Source organism: Citrobacter sp. MGH 55 (assembly GCF_016906145.1).
GTDB classification, from domain to species: Bacteria; Pseudomonadota; Gammaproteobacteria; order Enterobacterales; family Enterobacteriaceae; genus Citrobacter_A; species Citrobacter_A amalonaticus.
Genome location: NZ_CP070239.1, coordinates 1,742,334 through 1,763,120, shown reverse-complemented (window position 1 = coordinate 1,763,120; position 20,787 = coordinate 1,742,334). Strand labels below are relative to the sequence as shown.

The following is a 20,787-nucleotide window of genomic DNA, read 5'->3' as shown; positions in this document are numbered from 1 at the left end:
GCCGTGAAGCCACCGCGCAGGGTCGTGCTCAGCGCCATGTACTGGCTCTGCTGATAGCTGGCATTGGTATTGATTTCCGCCAGTTGCGAACGATGCTGGTAATAGCCGTCAACGCTGGCGTTACCACTCTGGCTGGCACCGGCACGAATACGCCACAAGTTGTTGTAATCACTGTTGTCGGTGTAGGACGCCATCGGACTGGTTTTGCCGTTGTTGGTCTGGATATCCAGACCCGCCCATTTGTTGTCGCCAATCGGCACCGACAGCGAGAAGGAGATCGAATCGTCTTTGCGCCCTTTGTAATCGGTACGGTAAGCGGAAAGGTTGGCGGTGATACCGTTGATGTCGCCAATGCGGAAGGCGCGCCCCACCGACATGCCGTAACGATCCTGGCTACGCTTATCCCAGTAGTTCTGGTGCGTCCAGGTCAGGAAGACGGTCGTCGCCTTCCCTGCTTCGCCAGCCCAGAAGGTTTTATTCCCGGTGATGGTATAGAGCTCTTTTTCACGCCCGATGTGGTCGTATCCCTGATAGCGTTCATCGAGATACTGCGCCATTGTGCGGAAGTCTTCCTGCGAGAAGCGGTAGCCCGCAAAGGTAATAGAGCTGTTGTATTCGTCGAAGGTTTTCGCGTAGCTCAGCTTGTAAGAGGTTCCTTTCAGCCGGTTGCCGTCTGGCTCACGGCTCCACGACTCGGTGGCGTCAATGGAAATAGCGCCAAACGCATAGAGATCGCGCCCGATACCCAACGACGCCGCGGTGTACTCTTCACCTGAAGACTGTAAGCCGCCATACAGCGACCACGCGTTACTGACCCCCCAGGAGAAATCGCCGGAAAGGAACGTTGGGCCCTGCATTTTATGGTTGTAACGGGACGGCGTACCGCCTGAGATGTTGTAACGAACGTAGCCCGGACGCGTGAGATACGGAATATTGGCGGTGTTCACCTGGAAAGTGGAGACCGAGCCGTCCTGTTCTTCGACGCGTACATCGAGCGTGCCGCGCACTGAACTGCGCAAATCCTGAATGTTGAACGGCCCGGCGGGTACGGTCGTTTCATAGATGACGCGCCCACTCTGGCTGACGGTCACTTTGGCGTTAGTACGGGCGATACCATGAATTTCAGGGGCATAGCCCTGTAACGCCGGTGGCAGCATCCGCTCATCGCTGGCAAGGTTGACCCCGGTAAAACGCACGGTATCGAAAACCTGCGAATTCAGGTAGATCTCACCCAGCGTCAGTTTCGCCGCCATCATCGGCAAAGGACGGTAGGCGTAGATCTGATTCCAGTCGAAATCGAATTGATGGTTCTGGCTGTAATAGCTGGTCTGATATTCACCGCGCACACGCCAGCCGCCGATGTTCGCGCCCGCCTGGCCATAGCCTGAAACCGCGCTGTAGTTTTCCTGGCCGTTGAACTGGCGGGTGAGTTGCCCGTTGAGGCTGTAGTCAAACAGAAGACCCGCGATCCCTTCATCCCAGCGCTCAGGCGGCGTCCAGTTCGGATCGTTATACTTCATCCACGCCTGCGGCACGGTAATTTCAAGCACGCCAGCATAGTTGCTTAATTTCGCCCCTGGCAGACTTTGCAGGGAATAGCAGTTCTCATAGAGCTGGGTGACTTGCGCGCGGGCCTCATCTTTCAGCGCCAGTTTGTCCAGCAGGTCACCGCTGATGCACGGCAACGTGCGCTTGCCTTCAGGAGCCTCGATATAACGAATTTTCTCCTGACCGACCGGCTGACCGTTAATACGGATATCCAACAAATAATCACCAGGCGTGACATAGTTGTCGGTTGCAAAACGCGACAGATCAATCTGCGTGCGCTCCGCTGCATCCAGGACATCGGTATTAAACTCAACGCTCTCCTCAGCACTGGTTGTCGCTGCATAGCAGCTATTCATTACCAGAAGAGCAATCATCGTTATAGGGGTTTTTATTTTTACCGACATGATTTTCATCCCGAATAAATCCGTTAAAAACGTCCTGCTTCCTGCCAGGTTATTGTTATGCTGTTAGTGGTAATCCATAAAAAACTGCGCAACGGCAGTAAACTCGCCCGCTTTTATATATTTTTGAACCGGTACCAGCGATGCGGAAAATTTTAAAACGTTATCGGTCTCGCTCAGTTCATATTCCGGAGAGGGTTGACCCAGCGTTAATATTTCACCCTGACTGTCACGTAGACGAATACCAAAGCCATCGGCGTCACCACTGACTAATAATGTGGTGGGATCGGATGCCGCCGCATTGCCCATAAAAGTGACCGAAGCATAAGGATAAAGTGAACCATCGTTGCCTCGTTTCACCACGGAACATCCTGTCAGGCGTATCAACACTGGCCGCGTAATATTGCCTTCATCATTACGATTAATCAGGCTGGCAGAAACATTACCAAACTCAACCTCTATATCCCGACTGTTCGGGTCAAGGCTGCATGCCGCCTCAATCAGTTCACCGCTCATGGCTAATTTACCCGGCGTGACGGTGGATGCTGAAACCGAAGCCGACCCGACCAGAGCGCAAAAATAGACGGCAATGAGGAGCGTATTGTTTATTTTCACTTTGTCCCTCCCTGGTCTACGATGGAGAAAGTGCGGGAACACGCCCCGCACTCATCACTTCAGGTCAATTACTGGTACGCAATCTCGAAGTTCACGGTGGACTGGAAGGAACCAGCAGCCACGGTTGCGCTTGCGCTTTCTGCTTTCACATAGGCCACAAACGGAATGGTGTTGGTGCCATTAACCAGCTGGACAGGTGTTGTTGCAGTGCCCCACACCACATCCTGGCTGGCGCTGTCACGCAGGCCGATACCCGCACCAGACGCGGTGCCTGAAGTAAAGGCCGCCAGAGTGGCGTCAGTTGGGTTGGTGCTGGTCGGGGTGTAAGTCACTTCTGCAGTTTGCGCTACCGTGATGTCGCAGTGCTGCAGTTCGATGTTCTGGTGTACGTTTCCGGCGCGAGCACCGTTAGCCAGTGCAGAAACAGGAATCTGACCAAAATCAACGGTCACCGGGCTTGAACCTGGTGCCAGACCACAGGCGGTATTTACCAGTTCACCCTGGAATTCAATCACACCGTTCGTTGTGTCAGCTAAAACAGACATAGAACCCAGAGCGGCGCTGAACGCAACAGCCATAGCAACTTTATTCATTTTCATAACAATTTCCTGTTTGTACCAATATCCTGAGAAATAAAGAGTCATCACGTCGCATTCGTTATTTCGTCCTGCTGTAATCAACTCTTGGTTTTGTTCTGGAAATGTCCTGGCAATAATTAAAAATGCAATAATATTAATTACCACCACTCCTTTGAACTGATGAAAATGCTACCAAATCAAAATTTCCATACAAAGCACTACATTTGCTGTGGGATAGATACGCATTGTTAACTCGCAGGGAAAGGAAAGGTGGATTTATATCTCGCGAAGTGGTGTGATAAATCCGAAATACACGATGGGTTTTAGCGGATATAGAATTGAAAAACAATGAGGAGATTAAGATTATTCCCGATAATACCGGAAATAAAATAATGATTCAGTAAATTATTGGAATAGTTAAGGTGAAAGTATCAACAGTAGAGCTCAAAGATGTTCCTTCCCGTCGTTTTGACAAGCCTGAAGCAAACTTAGCCAGTCGTCGGGTGGATTCCCCTCATCGAGCATTTTCCCGAAAATCTTATAGGCATCGGTCTTGCTGCCGTAGGTGCGCAATGACCCTTCATCATTCACCCATGCGATGACAATGATCTTACTCTCGAGACTATAACGGAAAAATAAGCGATACCGTTCCACACCAAACTTCGCTCTCGACCAGTCTGTATAAGCTTTCCCTATACTGTCGCCAGGCCGGTAAACAGAAGCTCGGGGTTCGTGGGTAATGTTGGCAATGGATTTCAATAAATGCGCCAGCACCTTGGTCTCTTTCTTCTTCTGGAAAACAATGGGATCTGGAAACCTGTGCTTAAGGTCTTCAACACGTGCGACCAGCGCGTTGTATTGATCGATAAAACAGGGATGAGCGTAGATCGTCCACCCGTTCAGCCATGTGGGAAAATCCATTTTTTCAGTCTTCGTCGCTGATTTCATCATCAAGATTGACGTCGATACCATCAACCAGTTCATAGCCACGGGATAAATCCAGCTTCTTCAGCGTTTGTGGGTTATTCGCCACATCCTGTGATAAGAAGTCCAGGAATGATCGCATCACACCGTCCTCCGTTGCTTCACTGTATTTTGAAAGCAGTACTTCACCCGTGGAAAGCAATGTGTAATGAATACGATCACCACTGCGAAGATGTAAAGCGTCCCTGATCGACGCAGGGATAGTCGTTTGATGTCGTTCCGTCAATTTAGAATCCGCTTCAATGGCAATGTCTTCAGAGCGAACATAGGCGAACATATTTATCCCTTTGCGTTACTGTGTACAAATTTTAAACGCATTGTAGGCTCGCCAGAAAAACAATGCAAACGCATTGCAATGTAGTTGCATTGTTAGCAAAGAACTCACTGAGCTGAACGTTACACTCAGAAACTCGCAATGACAAAGGATTCAAAGCCTATAAAGGAGGAAAAGATCAAAACGGGAAGCCTTCTCGCAAATCCGGGCGGAAGGATTATTTCAGACTGACGGCATCAACATGACACTGTACCCGGCATTCACCGCAGCCGGTACAACGCTCGCTGTCCAGCACAGGGATCCCCGTCGCGCCGAGGGTACAGGCCAGTTCGGGGCATGCCTCAACACACTGGTTACACGAGCGCACCGGATTAACGCAGGCAGCGCTGAACGTTGGGCGCAGGCCTGTATCAAAACGCGCCTGTACGCACAGCGCGTCACTCGGGCATGCGACAATGCACGCCCCACAGCCATCGCAACTGGCATATTCAATAGCCAGTTGCGGGTAGCCGTCTTCGTGACGGGTCAGAATCCCCATCGGGCATGCATCGATACACTGGTTGCAGCGGGTACATTGCGCGATGAACTGCGCATCAGGCACGGCTCCCGGCGGCAACGAATGCGCAAGTTGAGGCACTGATGCCCCCTCCGGCGCAGTGTGCTTTGCCGCACTGACAAACGCGCGAAACAGTCCACGCCGACTGACGTGCCGATGCGTCATCAGCGCCTGATAATATTTCTCTGACTTGTTCATCCGAAGTACAGCCGTTTCACCGCAGGTTGTAACGCGCGTTGCTGCTCCATCTCCTGCAGATAACACGCCGTTACGGCGGCAAGACGCGCATAGAACGGGCTCACCGCGCTGTCCTGCACGCGTTCCAGATAGCGATATCCCCACGGCAGCAGATGCACTGCGAATAATTGATTTACCGCCGCGTCTTTACCGGCCTCCAGCAGCGCACTACTGGCTAACAGCATCAGGCCAAACTGATCTTCGGGTTCGCTCTGGCGCGAGTCAAATGCCATTCCCTGCGACTGTAAAAACGCGCGGTATTCCGCGGTGGTATCGCCCATCAGCAGATTATCGCGCTCCAGCCAGACGGAACCCCATGGCGGCGCGGGCATATCCCCTTGCCCTTCGAACAGCACGGAAAATTGCCACGCCAGTTCTTCATCATCCGGCAGCGGCCAGTCAGCACACAGTCTGGCAATCTGCACCGGATCGCGCCACGGATACAGATCGGGCAGCATGGGCAGACTGTCGAACAGCGCTTTCACCTCCGGTCGTCCGGGAGAGTAATAAAACAGTGCACCGAGGATCCTCGGTAATACAGCATCGGGGGTCATCTCTGGCTCCTCCTGAAAACAGAGCGGCCGAAGCCGCTCACAGGTTACATCGGTAACGTCCACAGATTGTAGAATGCAATCCTGCCCACTAGCTCAGCCACGATGACGACCACGGCGGTCATCGCCAGAACCGTGACACTGGACTTCAACCGCGCCCAGGTCACCACCCCAACAATGCCTAGCGCCAGCAGCGCCGCTTGTGCGGTAAACCAACTGGTTTGCGCCGCCGTTAACGCGTCGTCCGCACTCATCAGCGTCGACACATACCCCGGTCGCAGGCAGAAACTTACGAGTATCGCCAGTACGCTCACCAACAATCCCAGACGCAGCCCGAACAACCCGGCCAGAATGCCGCCGCCAATCAGCGGCGTCAGCACCATCATCACCGTCGTATACGAGGTGCGCCAGGTAACCACCGTCGGCAACTGGTAGATTTGCGGGATCGCCAGAATAAAGACTACGCCCACCACCGCAGCCAGCCATACCAGCGCTTTACACAGCGCAGTCGCGCCACGGTTAAGCAGCAGACCGAGAGAACCCAGCCCTCCAAGCGTGGCAAACACTGCCGACAGCACAATTTCGTTGCTCATCGGCGAATGACCCACGCGCAGCAGCATATTCAGCGCACGCAGCGGTTGTCCGACGTGGATTACCCCCAGCAGCACCCCAACCCCAAACAGACACATGACACAGAACAGGCCGACGGCCATCCGTCGCGCCTCGATCTGCCCCAGGGTGCCGCCAATCAGCAGCAGAATAAATGCCCCCACTGCGCTTTGGGTAAAGACGGTAAAAAAGACCAGCGGTAACTCATGCATGGCGCACCTCCCCCATGTTCATAATGGCCCCTTCCTTATCGCCCGTAGGTTTGGCCTTCGGATGCGGCTTAATGATGAGGTTAGGATGGGTAAACGACGCGGCGGGTAGCGGCGCAATTTCGTTCTCGCTACCGTATTTCGCGCGCAGTTCATCGATTGGGCCGAAATCCAGCGCTCGCTGCGGACAAGAATCCACACAGATGGGGCGCAGATTCTGCTCCAGTCGGTCGAGACAGCCGTCGCATTTGCGCATGACTTTGGCCTTAGCATCAAACTGCGGCGCGCCATACGGGCAGCGCATTTCACAATAGCGGCAGCCCACGCAGATACTGTCATCGACCAGCACCAGACCGTCTTCTTCACGCTTGTGCATCGCGCCGGTCGGGCAGCCTGATACGCAGACTGGCTCATCACAATGGTTACAGGCGATAGAGAGGTAGTAGGTAAAGGTGTCGTTGTGCCAGCTTTCTCCTTCTTTCACCCAGCTTCCGCCGCCGTATTCATAGACCCGGCGGAATTTCGGGCCGACGTCCAGATCTTTATTATCCTTACAGCTGACCTGGCAGGTTTTACAGCCTGAGCAGCGCGAGGAGTCAACATAAAAGCCATACTGTTTCATTGCGGATCACTCCTTAAGCGCGTTTGATTTCAACCAGGTTGGTATGCTGCGGGTTCCCTTTCGCCAACGGCGACGGCAGATGACTGGTCAGGGTATTGATGCATCCGCCAACGTCCACACCGTTGCTATCCAGACGGGTCCACGCCCCCTGTGGCATCGCCACCACACCCGGCAGAATCCGCTGGGTCACCTTGCAGGGAATCGCCACCACGCCGCGATCGTTGAACACATGCACCAGATCGCCAGAATTCAACTGGCGTGCGCTGGCATCTATTGGGTTGATCCACACTTCATCCGGTACCGCTTCATGCAGCATCAACACGTTGGTATAGGTTGAGTGGGTATGGCCTTTGGTGTGAAAACCGCTTAACTGCAGCGGATACTTCGCGGTCAGCGCTTTGTTCAGATGCGACTCTGTCACCGCGCAGAACTCCGGTACCGCCGGGATGCGATCGCCTTTCGGCAGCGTCCACGCTTTCGCGAGATCGGCCAGCGCCTGCGAGTAGATCTCAATCTTGCCGGACGGCGTGGTCAGCGGATTGGCCACGGCATCGGCACGGAAATCAGCAAACGCCAGGCTCTGTTTGTCGGTTGCGATGCGCTGGTCAACAACCCCCATCTCTTTCGCCACCGACCATTCCGGCAGGTACGGACGTTTCTCGCGGATCTGCTGATAGTGCATTTCTGCCCACTGCGCCTGTGTCCGCCCTTCGGTGTACTGCTCACGCAGCCCCAGATGCCCGGCGATATCAGCACAAATATCGTAGGTGCTACGTACTTCCCACATCGGCGTGACCGTTTTCTGCAAGGCGATCATGTAGTTGTGAGACCCCGTGGCATAGGAGCTGTCCACCAGATCTTCCGCTTCGAGATAGCTGGTTTCCGGCAGCAGGAGATCGGCGTACTTCGCGCTCGGCGTCATGTGGTTTTCAATGACGATAATGGTTTCGCACAAACTTTCATCCGCGAGAATTTTGCGCGTGCGGTTGGTTTCACCGTGCTGATTCAGCAGCGTGTTACCGGCCTGGTTGAAGAACAGCTTGATGCCGGTTTTCAGTTTATCCGCCCCCTTCACCCCCATCGTGGTGGCCGTCATCATTTCCGGGCGTTGAATCGCATCCGTCCACAGATAGCACGGAATGGAGGTCTTGATCGGGTTGGTCAAAATCGGTAACAGCGGTACGCCATAAGGGGTGCCATAAGGCCAGTTACCGTTATTGGTACCCGGCAGGCCAAAGTGACCCGTCAGTGCGGGTAACGTCTGAATGGCGCGCACGGTTTGCTCGCCGTTAGCGTGACGCTGCGGCCCCCAGCCCTGACAAATGTAACAGGCACGAGCCGAAGCGATTTCGCGCGCCAGTTGGCGAATGCGCGTTGCCGGAAGCCCCGTGATCTCCGCCGCCCATTCCGGCGTTTTAGCGATACCGTCATCACCTTTACCGATCACGTAGTCTTTATAGCTGGCATTCGGCGCAGCGCCTTCAGGCAGCGTACTGCTGTCATAGCCCACGCAGTACTTATTGACCTCGGCTTCATTGATCAACTGTTCGGTAATCAACGTATGCGCGATACCGGCCACCAACGCGGCATCGGTCGTCGGGCGAATCGGCAGCCACTCGGCATGCTCGGTAACTACCGAGTCGGTATAACGCGGATCGATAATAATCACCCGCGCTTTCGAGGCTTCCAGCGCACGACGTAACTCTTCTACCTGTCCGCCGCCAGACATGCGCGTTTCAGACAAATTCAGACCAAACAGCACCACCAGATCGGAATGCGCAATTTGCGTAAAGTGACTTCCGACATACACGCCGTGAGTATAGGGCGTTGCGGTGGCAATTTGCGCCGTGGAATAGGTGTTATGATAATTTAAATAGCCGCCGGTAAGATTTAGCAGACGTTTCCAGGCAGGCGTGCCCTGGGTATGATAATAAGCGCCCGACTGATAATTATAATAAATTGCCTCACGGCCATATTTTTCCGTCACGCGTTTTAATTCTGCAGCGATAAATGCTGTCGCTTCATCCCAGGAAATACGTTTGAATTTCCCTTCGCCACGTTTACCTACGCGTTTCATCGGATATTTAATCCGGTCCGGACTATATACCCGCCAGCGACTGGAACGACCGCGCAAACACGGACGAATCTGATGTTCGCCAAATACCGCGTCGTCTTTTGCATCCTCCGGTTCAATACGCACGATGCGGTCATCTTTAACGATCACTTTCAGCGGGCAACGGCTGCCACAGTTGACCAGGCAGGCACTGTGGCGAACGGTTTCGCCATTGCCGCCTTGCGCAGGAGCGTCGGTCGTTTCAGCCTGCGCGGTGGTAGAGAAAGGCAACGTAATCGCGTTACTGAGTGCAACAGCGGCACCTATTTTTGCGGTGCCTGTCACCGCATCCCGTCGGGACAGCGTTGTGTTTAGCCACTTTTTTATTTCCATCTTTTTTTCTCACATTGCATCCATAGTTATTATTAATAAGTAATCATATAGGGCTAAACACGGCTGATGGTTGATTATGATCAAACGCGCTTTTATGGAAAAATAAAGTGGTAAAACCATGACACTCTTATCATTTTTCATCTGATAAAAAGCAGTGATTTAACTGAAGATGACATTTTTGGAAACATATAAGAGATAAAAACAGAACAACAGCATAATCATTGTATAGTTAATTATATTGCGATTATATATTCCGTCAGGCAAGCACAATAATATTCTTATTTTTGGAACGTATGCCAAAAAGAGTATTCCTGGTCAAAAGGAATATTCCTGACGTTGAGGAACATATTACTTTTTATGCTAATTTAGCAATAATATGATTTTTTGTTATACAAAAAGAAGAAAGCCTTCTGCGTGAACTGAGTTCTTACCGTAAACGGGCTATACTGTTTCATCATCCCCATAGCCAGACTGAATCATGATCGTATCCGGACGCCATCCCTCTCTGCGCCTGTCGCTGGCAGGACTCCTGACGCTGACACTGTTTGGGATCGGCTATACCCTACATCTGCACTGGGGGGCGTTTATTCAGTGGTGTCTGGCGACGCAAATCACCCTGCATCGCTATCTGGTGATGTATCTGCTGCAGTTGAATAATCATCAGTACAGCGGCGGTTTCTGGTTACTGACGGGGGCGTTTCTGTACGGCGTACTGCATGCCATCGGACCGGGACACGGAAAGTTCATCGTGACGACCTATCTGAGTACCAATAAGGAAAGCCTGCTGGCTGCGCGGGTCGTGCCTTTTATTGGCAGTCTGATGCAAGGAGTCAGTGCGATCCTGTTTGTGTTTATCCTCGCGATTGGCTTTAACCTGGCAGCCGGCGATTTGAGCACCAGCCGATGGTACGTTGAAAAAATCAGCGCTGCGCTGATCGCCGGATTCGGCGCGTTTCTCATTTATCAGGCACTTAAATCCATACGCCCGATAACCTTCATCCGATTTACTCCCTTGCACAGCCATGACGAGAAGTGCGGCTGCGGGCATCACGGCGTCGGGCAGACGCTGGTGGACGGTAACTGGAAAACCCGGCTGGGGGTGATTCTCGCCATCGGCGCCCGACCATGCAGCAGGGCAATCATGATCCTGCTGTTTTCCAATGCTCTCGGTATCGTCACCTGGGGCATTGCAGCGGTGATGACCATGTCCTTTGGCACTGCGCTGTCGATCATGGGACTGTCTCTGGCGGTACGTTATGCCCGAAATCAGACACTCACATGGTTCGGTACAGGACATCCCGCTCTGAAATGGCTTGCGCCTGCAGCGAAAATAGTCGGCGGTGTGGTGCTGATCCTGTTTGCCACAATTCTGTTCTTAACGGTGATCCCGATTAGCGCCAACGGCGATTATATTGCCGCAGGTTGCTGACCCGACCTGCGTAATAATTATCCGATAATGGGACACCTGCCCCAGTGAATTTCCCTGCCACCTTTGAATTACGCGTCCCAATAGGGATAATATCCACACGAACTGTGAACCCGGGACCACCATGAGACACTCCCTGCCTTGTCGCAAGCTACGTGAACGGCCGATGAAACTCGGTACGACGGTGATACTGATGGTCAGCGCCGTGTTGTTTTCTGTCTTGCTGGTCGTCCATCTGTTCTACTTCTCACAAATCAGCCACATGACGCGTGATGCGCTGGCAGACAAAGCGCTGGCCGTTGCCCGGACGCTGGCAGACTCGCCGGAGATCCGTGCGGGGTTGATGAAAAAACCCGAGGATAGCGGGATTCAGGCGATTGCCGAAGCGGTGCGCAAGCGAAACGATATGCTGTTCATTGTTGTCACCGACATGAAAAGCCTGCGTTACTCTCATCCGGAAGCCCAGCGCATCGGACAACCGTTTAAGGGCGACGATATTTTGCTGGCACTGGATGGCAAAGAGAATATCGCCATCAACCGGGGCTTTCTCGCCCAGGCGCTGCGCGTTTTCACCCCCATTTATGACGACAATCACCACCAGATTGGGGTGGTGGCGATCGGCCTGGAACTGAGTCGGGTGACCGAACAGATTAACGACAGTCGCGGCAGCATCCTCTGGTCCGTACTTTTTGGCGTGCTGGTTGGCCTGCTGGGAACATGGGTGCTGGTGAAAGTGCTCAAACGCATCCTGTTTGGCCTGGAACCGTATGAAATTTCTACCCTGTTTGAACAGCGCCAGGCGATGCTGCAATCAATCAAAGAGGGGGTCATCGCCGTTGACGACAAAGGCGAAGTGACGTTAATCAACGAGGCCGCCCAGGAGTTGCTGAACTACCGTAAGTCACAGGATGACCCCCAGTTTTCCACGCTCAGCCATGCATGGTCGCAGGTGGTAGATCTCAGCGAAGTGCTGCGCGACGGTACGTCGCACCGCGACGAAGAGATCAACATCAAAGATCGGTTGCTGCTCATTAATACCGTCCCGGTTCGCAGCGACGGCAAGATTATTGGCGCGATCTCCACCTTCAGGGACAAAACGGAAGTTCGCCAGTTGATGCAGCGACTGGATGGCATGGTGAACTATGCCGACTCACTCCGTGAACGATCCCACGAATTCATGAATAAATTACATGTGATTCTGGGATTGTTACATCTGAAGAGTTATAAGCAGCTTGAAGACTATATTATTAAGACGGCAAACAACTATCAGGAAGAGATCGGCTCACTGTTAGGCAAAATTAGATCGCCGGTCATTGCTGGCTTTTTACTTAGTAAGATTAATCGCACATCCGATTCAGGGCACAAACTGGTGATTAGCCATGACAGCCAGGTACCGGACAGCGGCAATGAAGATCAAATTGCGGTATTGATTACCGCGCTCGGAAATCTGATTGAAAACGCGATCGACGCGTTAGCACAGCAGTCAGGAGGTGAGATCAGCGTCTCCTTATACTATCGCAATGGTTGGCTACATTGTGAAGTCAGTGACGATGGTCCCGGCATTGAACCGCACCGCCTTGACGCTATTTTTGATAAAGGCGTCTCGTCTAAAGGAACTGAACGCGGCGTTGGTTTAGCGCTTGTTAAACAACAAGTTGAAAGTCTTGGTGGCAATATTTTTGTGGAATCCGAACCTGGCGTTTTCACACAATTTTTTGTACAAATACCCTGGGATGGGGAGAGGGCCAGCACATGATCAATGTCTTTATTATCGATGACGACGCCATGGTCGCGGAGTTAAACCGCCGCTATGTCGCACAGATCCCCGGTTTTCAGTGCTGCGGAACCGCCTCAACGCTGGAAAAAGCCAAAGAGGTTATTTTTAATAGCGATGTTCAGATTGACCTGATTCTGCTGGATATTTACATGCAGAAAGAGAACGGGCTGGACCTGCTACCGCTTCTGCATGCCGCTGGCTGCAAAAGCGATGTCATTGTTATCTCTTCTGCCGCCGATGCCATGACGATCAAGGATTCGTTGCACTACGGCGTTGTTGATTACTTAATCAAGCCGTTTCAGGCCTCACGCTTTGAGGAAGCCCTCACCAGCTGGCTGCAAAAGAAAAGGGACATGGATAAGCACCAGTATTATGAGCAGTCAGAGCTGGACCAACTGATTCACGGCAATGCGTCCAGTGAGCAGGACACCCGCCGCCTGCCGAAAGGGTTGACGCCGCAGACGCTGCGCACGCTGTGTCAGTGGATCGATGCACATCAGGATTATGAGTTTTCAACTGATGAACTGGCAAATGCGGTGAATATTTCTCGTGTCTCCTGCCGCAAATATCTTATCTGGCTGGTCAACTGTCATATTCTGGTTACCAGCATCCATTATGGCGTTACGGGCAGGCCGGTTTACCGTTACCGTATTCAGGCAGAACATTATTCTTTACTTAAGCAATATTGTCAGTAGAAGATAAATCTTAACCTTGCATTATTTCGTTATATATTGGTAACAATTATTACAATAATGAAAAAATAAAAAGGTTAAGGTTACTTCCTGCAAATTCAGAAATTGTGCCAGATCAAATATAATTGCATCATTCCACATTTTTCAATGCGTTATTATTATCCGACACGCCATTGTTTTTAATTTCAAAAACGCTAACAAAAGTTAATAAAGTATTATCCCCTGCGCAGAGTGTGTATTTTTAATCACAAAGGAGTAGTCTGGAAATAACCGGACGGATTAACAAAAACGATAAACGGTAGCAACGGAGCTCATGCTACATCTTAAGGATAAGCACACTCTGTGAGCAGATGATATGTTCATGTTTTTCATAAAGATACAAAAAATAGCCCGAACCTGCCTCTGCTCTTCTTTTTCAACACTGCCCATCGCCAGAGAGTCGTGCTCTCTGAAAACAGCCTGAAAAAAACGATAAGAGTTTTCCTGTCCTTAGGAATAACGTTATTCGATGTTTAAAAACTAATCGCACTTTCAGACGAAACGAATATTAGCCAGGCTCTGCGCCCATTACACAAAAAACAGAACATGGCTGTGATCCATTTATCAAAATTGACTGGTTTTATCGCGAGGGTAAATAAATGCTATTTAGTATACAACTTCTCATAATATTAATATGTTTGTTTTATGGTGCCAGAAAGGGCGGTATCGCGCTGGGTTTGTTAGGCGGTATCGGCCTAGTCATTCTGGTGTTCGTTTTCCACCTCCAGCCGGGTAAACCACCGGTTGACGTCATGCTGGTGATCATCGCCGTGGTCGCGGCCTCAGCAACGCTACAGGCCTCAGGCGGTCTGGATGTGATGTTGCAGATCGCAGAGAAACTGCTGCGCCGCAACCCGAAATATGTCTCTATCGTTGCCCCGTTTGTGACCTGTACCCTGACTATCCTGTGCGGTACCGGCCACGTGGTCTACACGATTCTGCCCATCATTTACGACGTGGCGATTAAAAATAACATCCGCCCGGAACGTCCGATGGCCGCCAGCTCCATCGGCGCACAAATGGGGATCATTGCAAGTCCGGTATCGGTGGCGGTGGTTTCTCTGGTTGCCATGCTGGGTAATGTGACGTTTGAAGGCAAACACCTCGAATTCCTCGACCTGCTGGCGATCACTATCCCGTCCACGCTGATTGGTATTCTGGCTATCGGTATTTTCAGCTGGTTCCGTGGTAAAGATCTGGATAAAGATGAAGACTTCCAGAAATTCATCTCCGTACCGGAAAACCATCACTACGTGTATGGCGATACCGCTACGCTGCTGGACAAAAAGCTGCCGAAAAGCAACTGGCTGGCGATGTGGATCTTCCTTGCCGCCATTGCTGTCGTCGCTATCCTGGGTGCCTTCTCTGAACTTCGCCCTTCATTCGGTGGCAAAGCGCTGTCGATGGTGCTGGTTATCCAGATGTTCATGCTGCTGACCGGCGCGCTGATTATTATCCTGACCAAAACCAATCCCGCTTCAATCTCTAAAAACGAAGTCTTCCGTTCAGGTATGATCGCGATTGTGGCGGTGTACGGTATCGCCTGGATGGCGGAAACCATGTTCGGCGCGCACATGACAGAAATCGAAGGTGTGCTGGGTAACATGGTGAAAGAGTATCCGTGGGCCTATGCGATTGTTCTGCTGCTGGTGTCTAAATTCGTTAACTCTCAGGCAGCGGCGCTGGCGGCTATCGTTCCGGTCGCGCTGGCGATTGGCGTTGACCCAGCCTACATCGTGGCGTCTGCCCCGGCGTGCTACGGCTACTACATTCTGCCGACCTATCCGAGCGATCTGGCCGCCATTCAGTTCGACCGTTCAGGTACCACCCGCATTGGTCGCTTCGTCATCAACCACAGCTTTATTCTCCCGGGTTTGATTGGCGTGAGCGTCTCCTGCGTCTTTGGCTGGATCTTTGCTGCCATGTACGGATTCCTGTAAAGGTCTCCCGCGTGCCGTCCGTCACCGGGCGGCACGTCACTTATGATATTAAAAGAAATCAATAGGCTGGAAGCACATGTCAAATAAAGCGTTCTTCTATCAGGCACCTTTCCCGATGGGGAAAGACGAAACAGAGTACTACCTGCTCACTTCCGATTATGTCAGCGTGAGTGAGTTTGAAGGTGAGTCCATACTGAAGGTTGAGCCGCAAGCCCTGACGCTGCTGGCGCAACAAGCCTTTCACGATGCCTCCTTCATGCTCCGCCCCGAACATCAGCAACAAGTCGCCTCCATTCTTCATGACCCCGAAGCCAGCGAAAACGATAAATACGTTGCCCTGCAATTCCTGAGAAACTCTGAAATCGCCGCCAAAGGCATTCTGCCGACCTGTCAGGATACCGGCACGGCCATTATCATGGGGAAAAAAGGCCAGCGTGTCTGGACTGGTGGCGGTGATGAAGCGGCGCTGTCAAAAGGGGTGTACAACACCTATATCGAAGACAATCTGCGCTATTCGCAAAACGCCGCGCTGGATATGTACAAAGAGGTGAATACCGGTACCAACCTGCCGGCACAGATCGACCTCTACACCGTCGATGGTGATGAGTATAAATTCCTGTGCGTAGCGAAAGGCGGCGGTTCCGCCAACAAAACTTACCTGTACCAGGAAACCAAAGCGCTGCTCACCCCGGGCAAGCTGAAAAACTTCCTCGTTGAGAAGATGCGAACGCTGGGAACAGCAGCCTGCCCGCCGTACCATATCGCCTTTGTGATTGGCGGTACTTCCGCAGAAAGCACGCTGAAAACCGTGAAGCTCGCCAGCACGCATTACTACGATGCGCTGCCGACCGAAGGCAACGAGCACGGTCAGGCGTTCCGTGATACACAACTGGAACAGGAACTGCTGGAAGAGGCGCAAAAACTCGGTCTTGGCGCGCAGTTTGGCGGTAAATATTTCGCCCACGATATCCGCGTGATCCGCCTGCCGCGTCACGGTGCCTCCTGTCCGGTCGGCATGGGCGTTTCCTGCTCGGCGGATCGTAACATCAAAGCCAAAATCAACCGCGAAGGGATTTGGATCGAAAAACTGGAGCACAACCCAGGTCAGTACATCCCGGAAGCGTTGCGTCAGGCCGGTGAAGGCGAAGTGGTGAAAGTTGACCTCAACCGCCCGATGAAAGAGATCCTGGCACAGCTTTCGCAGTACCCGGTTTCCACCCGTCTATCGCTGACCGGAACCATTATCGTCGGTCGTGATATTGCGCATGCGAAGCTGAAAGAACGTATCGACTCTGGCGAAGGGTTGCCGCAGTACATTAAAGATCACCCGATCTACTACGCCGGTCCGGCAAAAACACCGGCGGGCTATCCGTCAGGCTCATTAGGACCGACCACCGCAGGCCGAATGGACTCCTATGTTGATCTACTGCAATCGCACGGCGGCAGCATGATCATGCTGGCAAAAGGTAACCGCAGCCAACAGGTGACGGATGCCTGCCACAAACACGGCGGCTTCTATCTGGGCAGCATTGGCGGCCCGGCAGCGGTTCTGGCGCAGCAGAGTATCAAGCATCTGGAATGCGTTGAGTATCCGGAGCTGGGTATGGAAGCGATCTGGAAAATTGAAGTGGAAGATTTCCCGGCGTTCATCCTGGTCGATGACAAAGGCAACGATTTCTTCCAGCAGATAGTGAACAAGCAGTGCGCTAACTGCGCGAAATAACCTCTTCGGCCCGGCACCGGACTGCTCTCAACGTTTGAAGGCAGTCCGGTGATCCCCCCGGGCCACCTTTTCCCGTCATGGCTGGCATTGAATTTTCGACCACTTCGGTGAATAGTAGCCTTTTCCACAACTTGCGAAATCACCATGATCCGCACATTTAACCCCATCCTGCTGAATATCGGCGCACTGATCCTGACGCTTATCCTGATCTACACTGGCTTCTCGGCAGGTGAGAAAACCACCTGGCTGATGGAAGTTACGCCGGTCATAATTGTGATACCGCTGCTGCTGACAACCGTAAAGCGCTACCCGCTCACTCCTCTGCTTTATACCCTGATTTTTTTCCACGCCATCATCCTGATGGTGGGCGGTATGTACACCTATGCCAAAGTCCCTGTGGGCTTTGAAGTGCAGGAGTGGCTGGGCTTAAGCCGAAATCCGTATGACAAACTCGGCCATTTCTTCCAGGGCCTGGTTCCGGCACTGGTGGCGCGCGAAATTCTGCTACGCGCAGAGATTGTTCGCAGCGGGAAGATGCTGTCATTTCTGGTTTGCTGCGTGGCGCTGGCGATCAGTGCCACCTATGAGTTAATTGAATGGTGGGCCGCGCTGGCGATGGGACAAGGCGCGGACGATTTCCTTGGCACGCAGGGCGACCCGTGGGATACCCAGTCAGACATGTTCTGCGCGTTGCTGGGTTCATTGACTACGGTAACGTTGCTGGCGGGAGTGCATAGCCGTCAGTTGCAGCGCTATGGATTAACGCCCCCCGACGCATAACGTATTTATCTGCCGGAGGCATACACAGGCTCCGGCGATATCACTATCAGCTCAAAAAATAGTTCAGCTGTCGATAAACCACCGTCAAAAACGGCTGGCAAATCACTTTAAACCATTGTTTATAAACAATTATTGATGAATCCCCGTCGTTTCGCGCCCTCTTTACACCTTTTTTCGTCAGGATAATACTTGCCCGCATCACAGATTCCTCCACAACCGGGTAAGAGATGATGAAAGTATTAATTGTTGAAAGTGAATTTCTGCATCAGGACACCTGGGTTGGCAAGGCCGTGGAACGTCTGGCAGACGCCTTAAGTCGGCAAAATATTACCGTCATTAAGTCCACGTCTTTCGACGACGGCTACGCCATCCTGTCGGCAAACGAAGCCATTGATTGCCTGATGTTCAGCTATCAAATGGAACAGCCTGATGAACATCAAAATGTCAGAGAACTGATCGGTAAGCTTCATGAGCGCCAGCAAAATGTGCCGGTCTTTCTGTTAGGTGACAGAGAGAAAGCCACCGCCTCGCTGGACCGCGATATGCTGGAGCTTGTCGATGAGTTCGCCTGGATCCTCGAAGACACCGCTGACTTTATCGCGGGGCGCGCGGTCGCCGCCATGACCCGTTATCGTCAGCAACTGCTGCCGCCGCTGTTCAATGCGCTAATGAAATACAGTGATATCCATGAATACTCCTGGGCCGCACCGGGCCACCAGGGTGGTGTGGGTTTTACCAAAACGCCTGCCGGTCGCTTCTATCATGATTATTACGGCGAAAACCTGTTCCGCAGCGACATGGGGATTGAACGTGCTTCGCTGGGTTCTCTGCTTGATCACACCGGGGCCTTTGGCGAAAGCGAAAAATATGCTGCACGGGTCTTTGGCGCAGACCGTTCCTGGTCCGTCGTGGTCGGGACATCCGGCTCCAACCGCACCATTATGCAGGCCTGTATGACCGATAACGATGTGGTGGTGCTGGATCGTAACTGCCATAAATCGATTGAACAGGGGTTGATCCTGACCGGGGCGAAACCGGTGTATATGGTGCCCAGCCGTAACCGCTACGGCATCATTGGCCCTATCTACCCACAGGAAATGCAGCCGGAAACCTTACAGAAAAAAATCAGCGAAAGCCCGCTGACCAAAGAGAAGACAGGACAAAAACCGTCTTATAGCGTGGTGACCAACTGTACCTACGACGGTGTCTGCTATAACGCGAAATCCGCACAGGCGTTACTGGCGCAAACTACCGACCGCATTCACTTCGACGAAGCTTGGTACGGCTACGCCCGCTTTAACCCAATTTACGCCGACCACTATGCGATGCGCGGTGAACCGGGCGATCACAGTGGTCCTACCGTTTTTGCCACCCACTCTACGCACAAACTGTTGAACGCCCTCTCTCAGGCGTCTTACATCCATGTGCGTGAAGGTCGCGGCGCAGTGAATTTTTCCCGCTTCAATCAGGCGTACATGATGCATGCCACCACCTCGCCGTTGTATGCCATCTGCGCATCCAACGATGTGGCGGTGTCCATGATGGACGGCAACAGCGGCCTGTCGCTGACTCAGGAAGTGATCGACGAAGCCATCGACTTCCGCCAGGCCATGGCGCGTCTGTATAAAGAGTTCAGCGCCGACGGCGACTGGTTCTTCAAGCCGTGGAACAAAGAAGTGGTCACCGATCCGCAGACCGGGAAAACATTCGATTTTGCTGACGCACCGGCGAAACTGCTGGCAACAGACCAGAACTGCTGGGTGATGCGTCCGGGCGAATCCTGGCACGGCTTTAAAGACTTACCCGATAACTGGAGCATGCTTGACCCGATCAAGGTCAGCATTCTCGCACCGGGGATGGGTGACGACGGCGAACTGGAAGAGACGGGGGTGCCTGCCGCGCTGGTCACCGCCTGGCTTGGACGTCACGGAATCGTACCAACCCGCACCACCGATTTCCAGATCATGTTCCTGTTCTCGATGGGCATCACCCGTGGGAAATGGGGAACCCTGATCAACACCCTGTGCTCATTTAAACATCACTACGATGCCAACACCCCACTGGCGCAGGTCATGCCGGAACTGGTCGACGAACACCCAGAAACCTACGCCAATATGGGCATTCACGACCTGGGCGATCGGATGTTCGCCTGGCTGCGGGAAAACAACCCAAGCGCGAAACTCAACGCCGCCTATTCCGGCCTGCCGGTTGCCGCAATGACGCCGCGTGAAGCCTATAACGCTATCGTTAACGACAACATCGAAATGGTGGCCATTGATAAACTGCCGGGTCGCATTGCAGCAAACTCGGTGATCCCTTATCCGCCGGGAATTCCGATGCTGCTTTCCGGCGAGAACTTCGGTGATGAAAACAGTCCGCAGGTGGGCTATCTCCGCGCCCTGCAGTCCTGGGATCACCACTTCCCTGGTTTCGAACATGAAACCGAAGGCACTGAAATCATTGATGGCGTCTATCACGTAATGTGCGTGAAAGCGTAAATCTATTCCGACGACTGCGTCATGACATGGCCACCCTGACGCAGCCTGGTTTAGGCCGTAGGGTTATGACGAGCGTTTCCTGAGTATTGCTGAGAAAAACTACCATTGTCATACCTTTTTGCGCGGGTGCTCCCCGCGTTTTTTTTTATCCCTTATGCATGGTTTCCACCGCGTAAAAGTTTCTGTACATAGCAATTATCTGTCGCCTATTGTATTTCCAGACAAAACCATTATTTTAATGCGGACTTCATTCGTCATACAAATCGAAATATCTGCTTTATC

Annotated in this window: 17 protein-coding genes; 7 read left to right on the top strand and 10 right to left on the bottom strand. The window is 52.5% G+C overall.

Features of this window, described 5'->3' with window-relative positions:
• The 10 genes from JTI98_RS07250 to JTI98_RS07205 all read right to left on the bottom strand — a co-directional run.
• A partial coding sequence (locus tag JTI98_RS07250; protein WP_216082233.1) for a fimbria/pilus outer membrane usher protein occupies positions 1-1,952 on the bottom strand: 1,952 nt, incomplete at its 3' end.
• A 63-nt stretch (positions 1,953-2,015) separates the two neighbouring features.
• Positions 2,016-2,564, bottom strand: coding sequence for a fimbrial protein (locus tag JTI98_RS07245; protein ID WP_042999111.1), 549 nt, complete (start codon positions 2,562-2,564; stop codon positions 2,016-2,018).
• Positions 2,565-2,632: 68 nt separating this feature from the next.
• Positions 2,633-3,163 carry a fimbrial protein gene (locus JTI98_RS07240; protein WP_042999110.1) on the bottom strand — a complete coding sequence of 177 codons (531 nt, stop codon included), beginning with the start codon at positions 3,161-3,163 and terminating at the stop codon, positions 2,633-2,635.
• Positions 3,164-3,586: 423 nt separating this feature from the next.
• Entirely contained in the window at positions 3,587-4,063 is a 477-nt protein-coding gene (locus JTI98_RS07235; RefSeq protein WP_044327726.1) for a type II toxin-antitoxin system YhaV family toxin, read from the bottom strand.
• A 4-nt stretch (positions 4,064-4,067) separates the two neighbouring features.
• Positions 4,068-4,403, bottom strand: a complete 336-nt coding sequence (locus JTI98_RS07230) for a type II toxin-antitoxin system PrlF family antitoxin (RefSeq protein ID WP_042999108.1) — start codon at positions 4,401-4,403, stop codon at positions 4,068-4,070.
• 214 nt (positions 4,404-4,617) lie between these two features.
• Positions 4,618-5,154: a ferredoxin-type protein NapF gene (gene napF, locus JTI98_RS07225; protein WP_216082081.1), complete on the bottom strand. Its 537-nt coding sequence runs from the start codon at positions 5,152-5,154 to the stop codon at positions 4,618-4,620.
• The gene (locus tag JTI98_RS07220) at positions 5,151-5,747 is read right to left on the bottom strand and encodes a molecular chaperone (RefSeq protein WP_042999106.1); all 597 of its coding nucleotides are present in this window, start codon (positions 5,745-5,747) and stop codon (positions 5,151-5,153) included. The genes napF and JTI98_RS07220 overlap by 4 nt, the downstream gene beginning before the upstream one ends.
• A gap of 44 nt (positions 5,748-5,791) precedes the next feature.
• Positions 5,792-6,565 (bottom strand): DmsC/YnfH family molybdoenzyme membrane anchor subunit, encoded by a 774-nt coding sequence (locus JTI98_RS07215; RefSeq protein ID WP_044257303.1) that lies wholly within the window; start codon positions 6,563-6,565, stop codon positions 5,792-5,794.
• Positions 6,558-7,184 carry a DMSO/selenate family reductase complex B subunit gene (locus JTI98_RS07210; RefSeq protein ID WP_042999104.1) on the bottom strand — a complete coding sequence of 209 codons (627 nt, stop codon included), beginning with the start codon at positions 7,182-7,184 and terminating at the stop codon, positions 6,558-6,560. Before JTI98_RS07210 ends, JTI98_RS07215 begins: the two co-directional genes overlap by 8 nt.
• A gap of 13 nt (positions 7,185-7,197) precedes the next feature.
• The gene (locus tag JTI98_RS07205) at positions 7,198-9,630 is read right to left on the bottom strand and encodes a DMSO/selenate family reductase complex A subunit (RefSeq protein ID WP_216082080.1); all 2,433 of its coding nucleotides are present in this window, start codon (positions 9,628-9,630) and stop codon (positions 7,198-7,200) included.
• A gap of 478 nt (positions 9,631-10,108) precedes the next feature.
• Between JTI98_RS07205 and JTI98_RS07200 the strand changes: the two genes are divergently transcribed.
• The 7 genes from JTI98_RS07200 (at position 10,109) to adiA (ending at position 20,505) form a co-directional block, all read left to right on the top strand.
• Positions 10,109-11,059 (top strand): nickel/cobalt transporter, encoded by a 951-nt coding sequence (locus tag JTI98_RS07200; protein WP_216082079.1) that lies wholly within the window; start codon positions 10,109-10,111, stop codon positions 11,057-11,059.
• A 121-nt stretch (positions 11,060-11,180) separates the two neighbouring features.
• Positions 11,181-12,812, top strand: coding sequence for a sensor histidine kinase (locus JTI98_RS07195; RefSeq protein WP_044257312.1), 1,632 nt, complete (start codon positions 11,181-11,183; stop codon positions 12,810-12,812).
• Positions 12,809-13,528 carry a two-component system response regulator DcuR gene (gene dcuR, locus JTI98_RS07190; protein ID WP_042999101.1) on the top strand — a complete coding sequence of 240 codons (720 nt, stop codon included), beginning with the start codon at positions 12,809-12,811 and terminating at the stop codon, positions 13,526-13,528. Before JTI98_RS07195 ends, dcuR begins: the two co-directional genes overlap by 4 nt.
• Positions 13,529-14,163: 635 nt before the next feature.
• Positions 14,164-15,504 carry an anaerobic C4-dicarboxylate transporter DcuB gene (dcuB, locus tag JTI98_RS07185; RefSeq protein WP_042999100.1) on the top strand — a complete coding sequence of 447 codons (1,341 nt, stop codon included), beginning with the start codon at positions 14,164-14,166 and terminating at the stop codon, positions 15,502-15,504.
• Between the two features lie 76 nt (positions 15,505-15,580).
• The gene (gene fumB / locus JTI98_RS07180) at positions 15,581-17,227 is read left to right on the top strand and encodes a class I fumarate hydratase (protein ID WP_216082078.1); all 1,647 of its coding nucleotides are present in this window, start codon (positions 15,581-15,583) and stop codon (positions 17,225-17,227) included.
• Between the two features lie 144 nt (positions 17,228-17,371).
• Positions 17,372-18,007, top strand: a complete 636-nt coding sequence (locus JTI98_RS07175; RefSeq protein ID WP_044327642.1) for a DUF2238 domain-containing protein — start codon at positions 17,372-17,374, stop codon at positions 18,005-18,007.
• A gap of 230 nt (positions 18,008-18,237) precedes the next feature.
• Positions 18,238-20,505 (top strand): arginine decarboxylase, encoded by a 2,268-nt coding sequence (gene adiA / locus JTI98_RS07170; RefSeq protein ID WP_216082232.1) that lies wholly within the window; start codon positions 18,238-18,240, stop codon positions 20,503-20,505.
• Positions 20,506-20,787 lie beyond the last annotated feature (282 nt).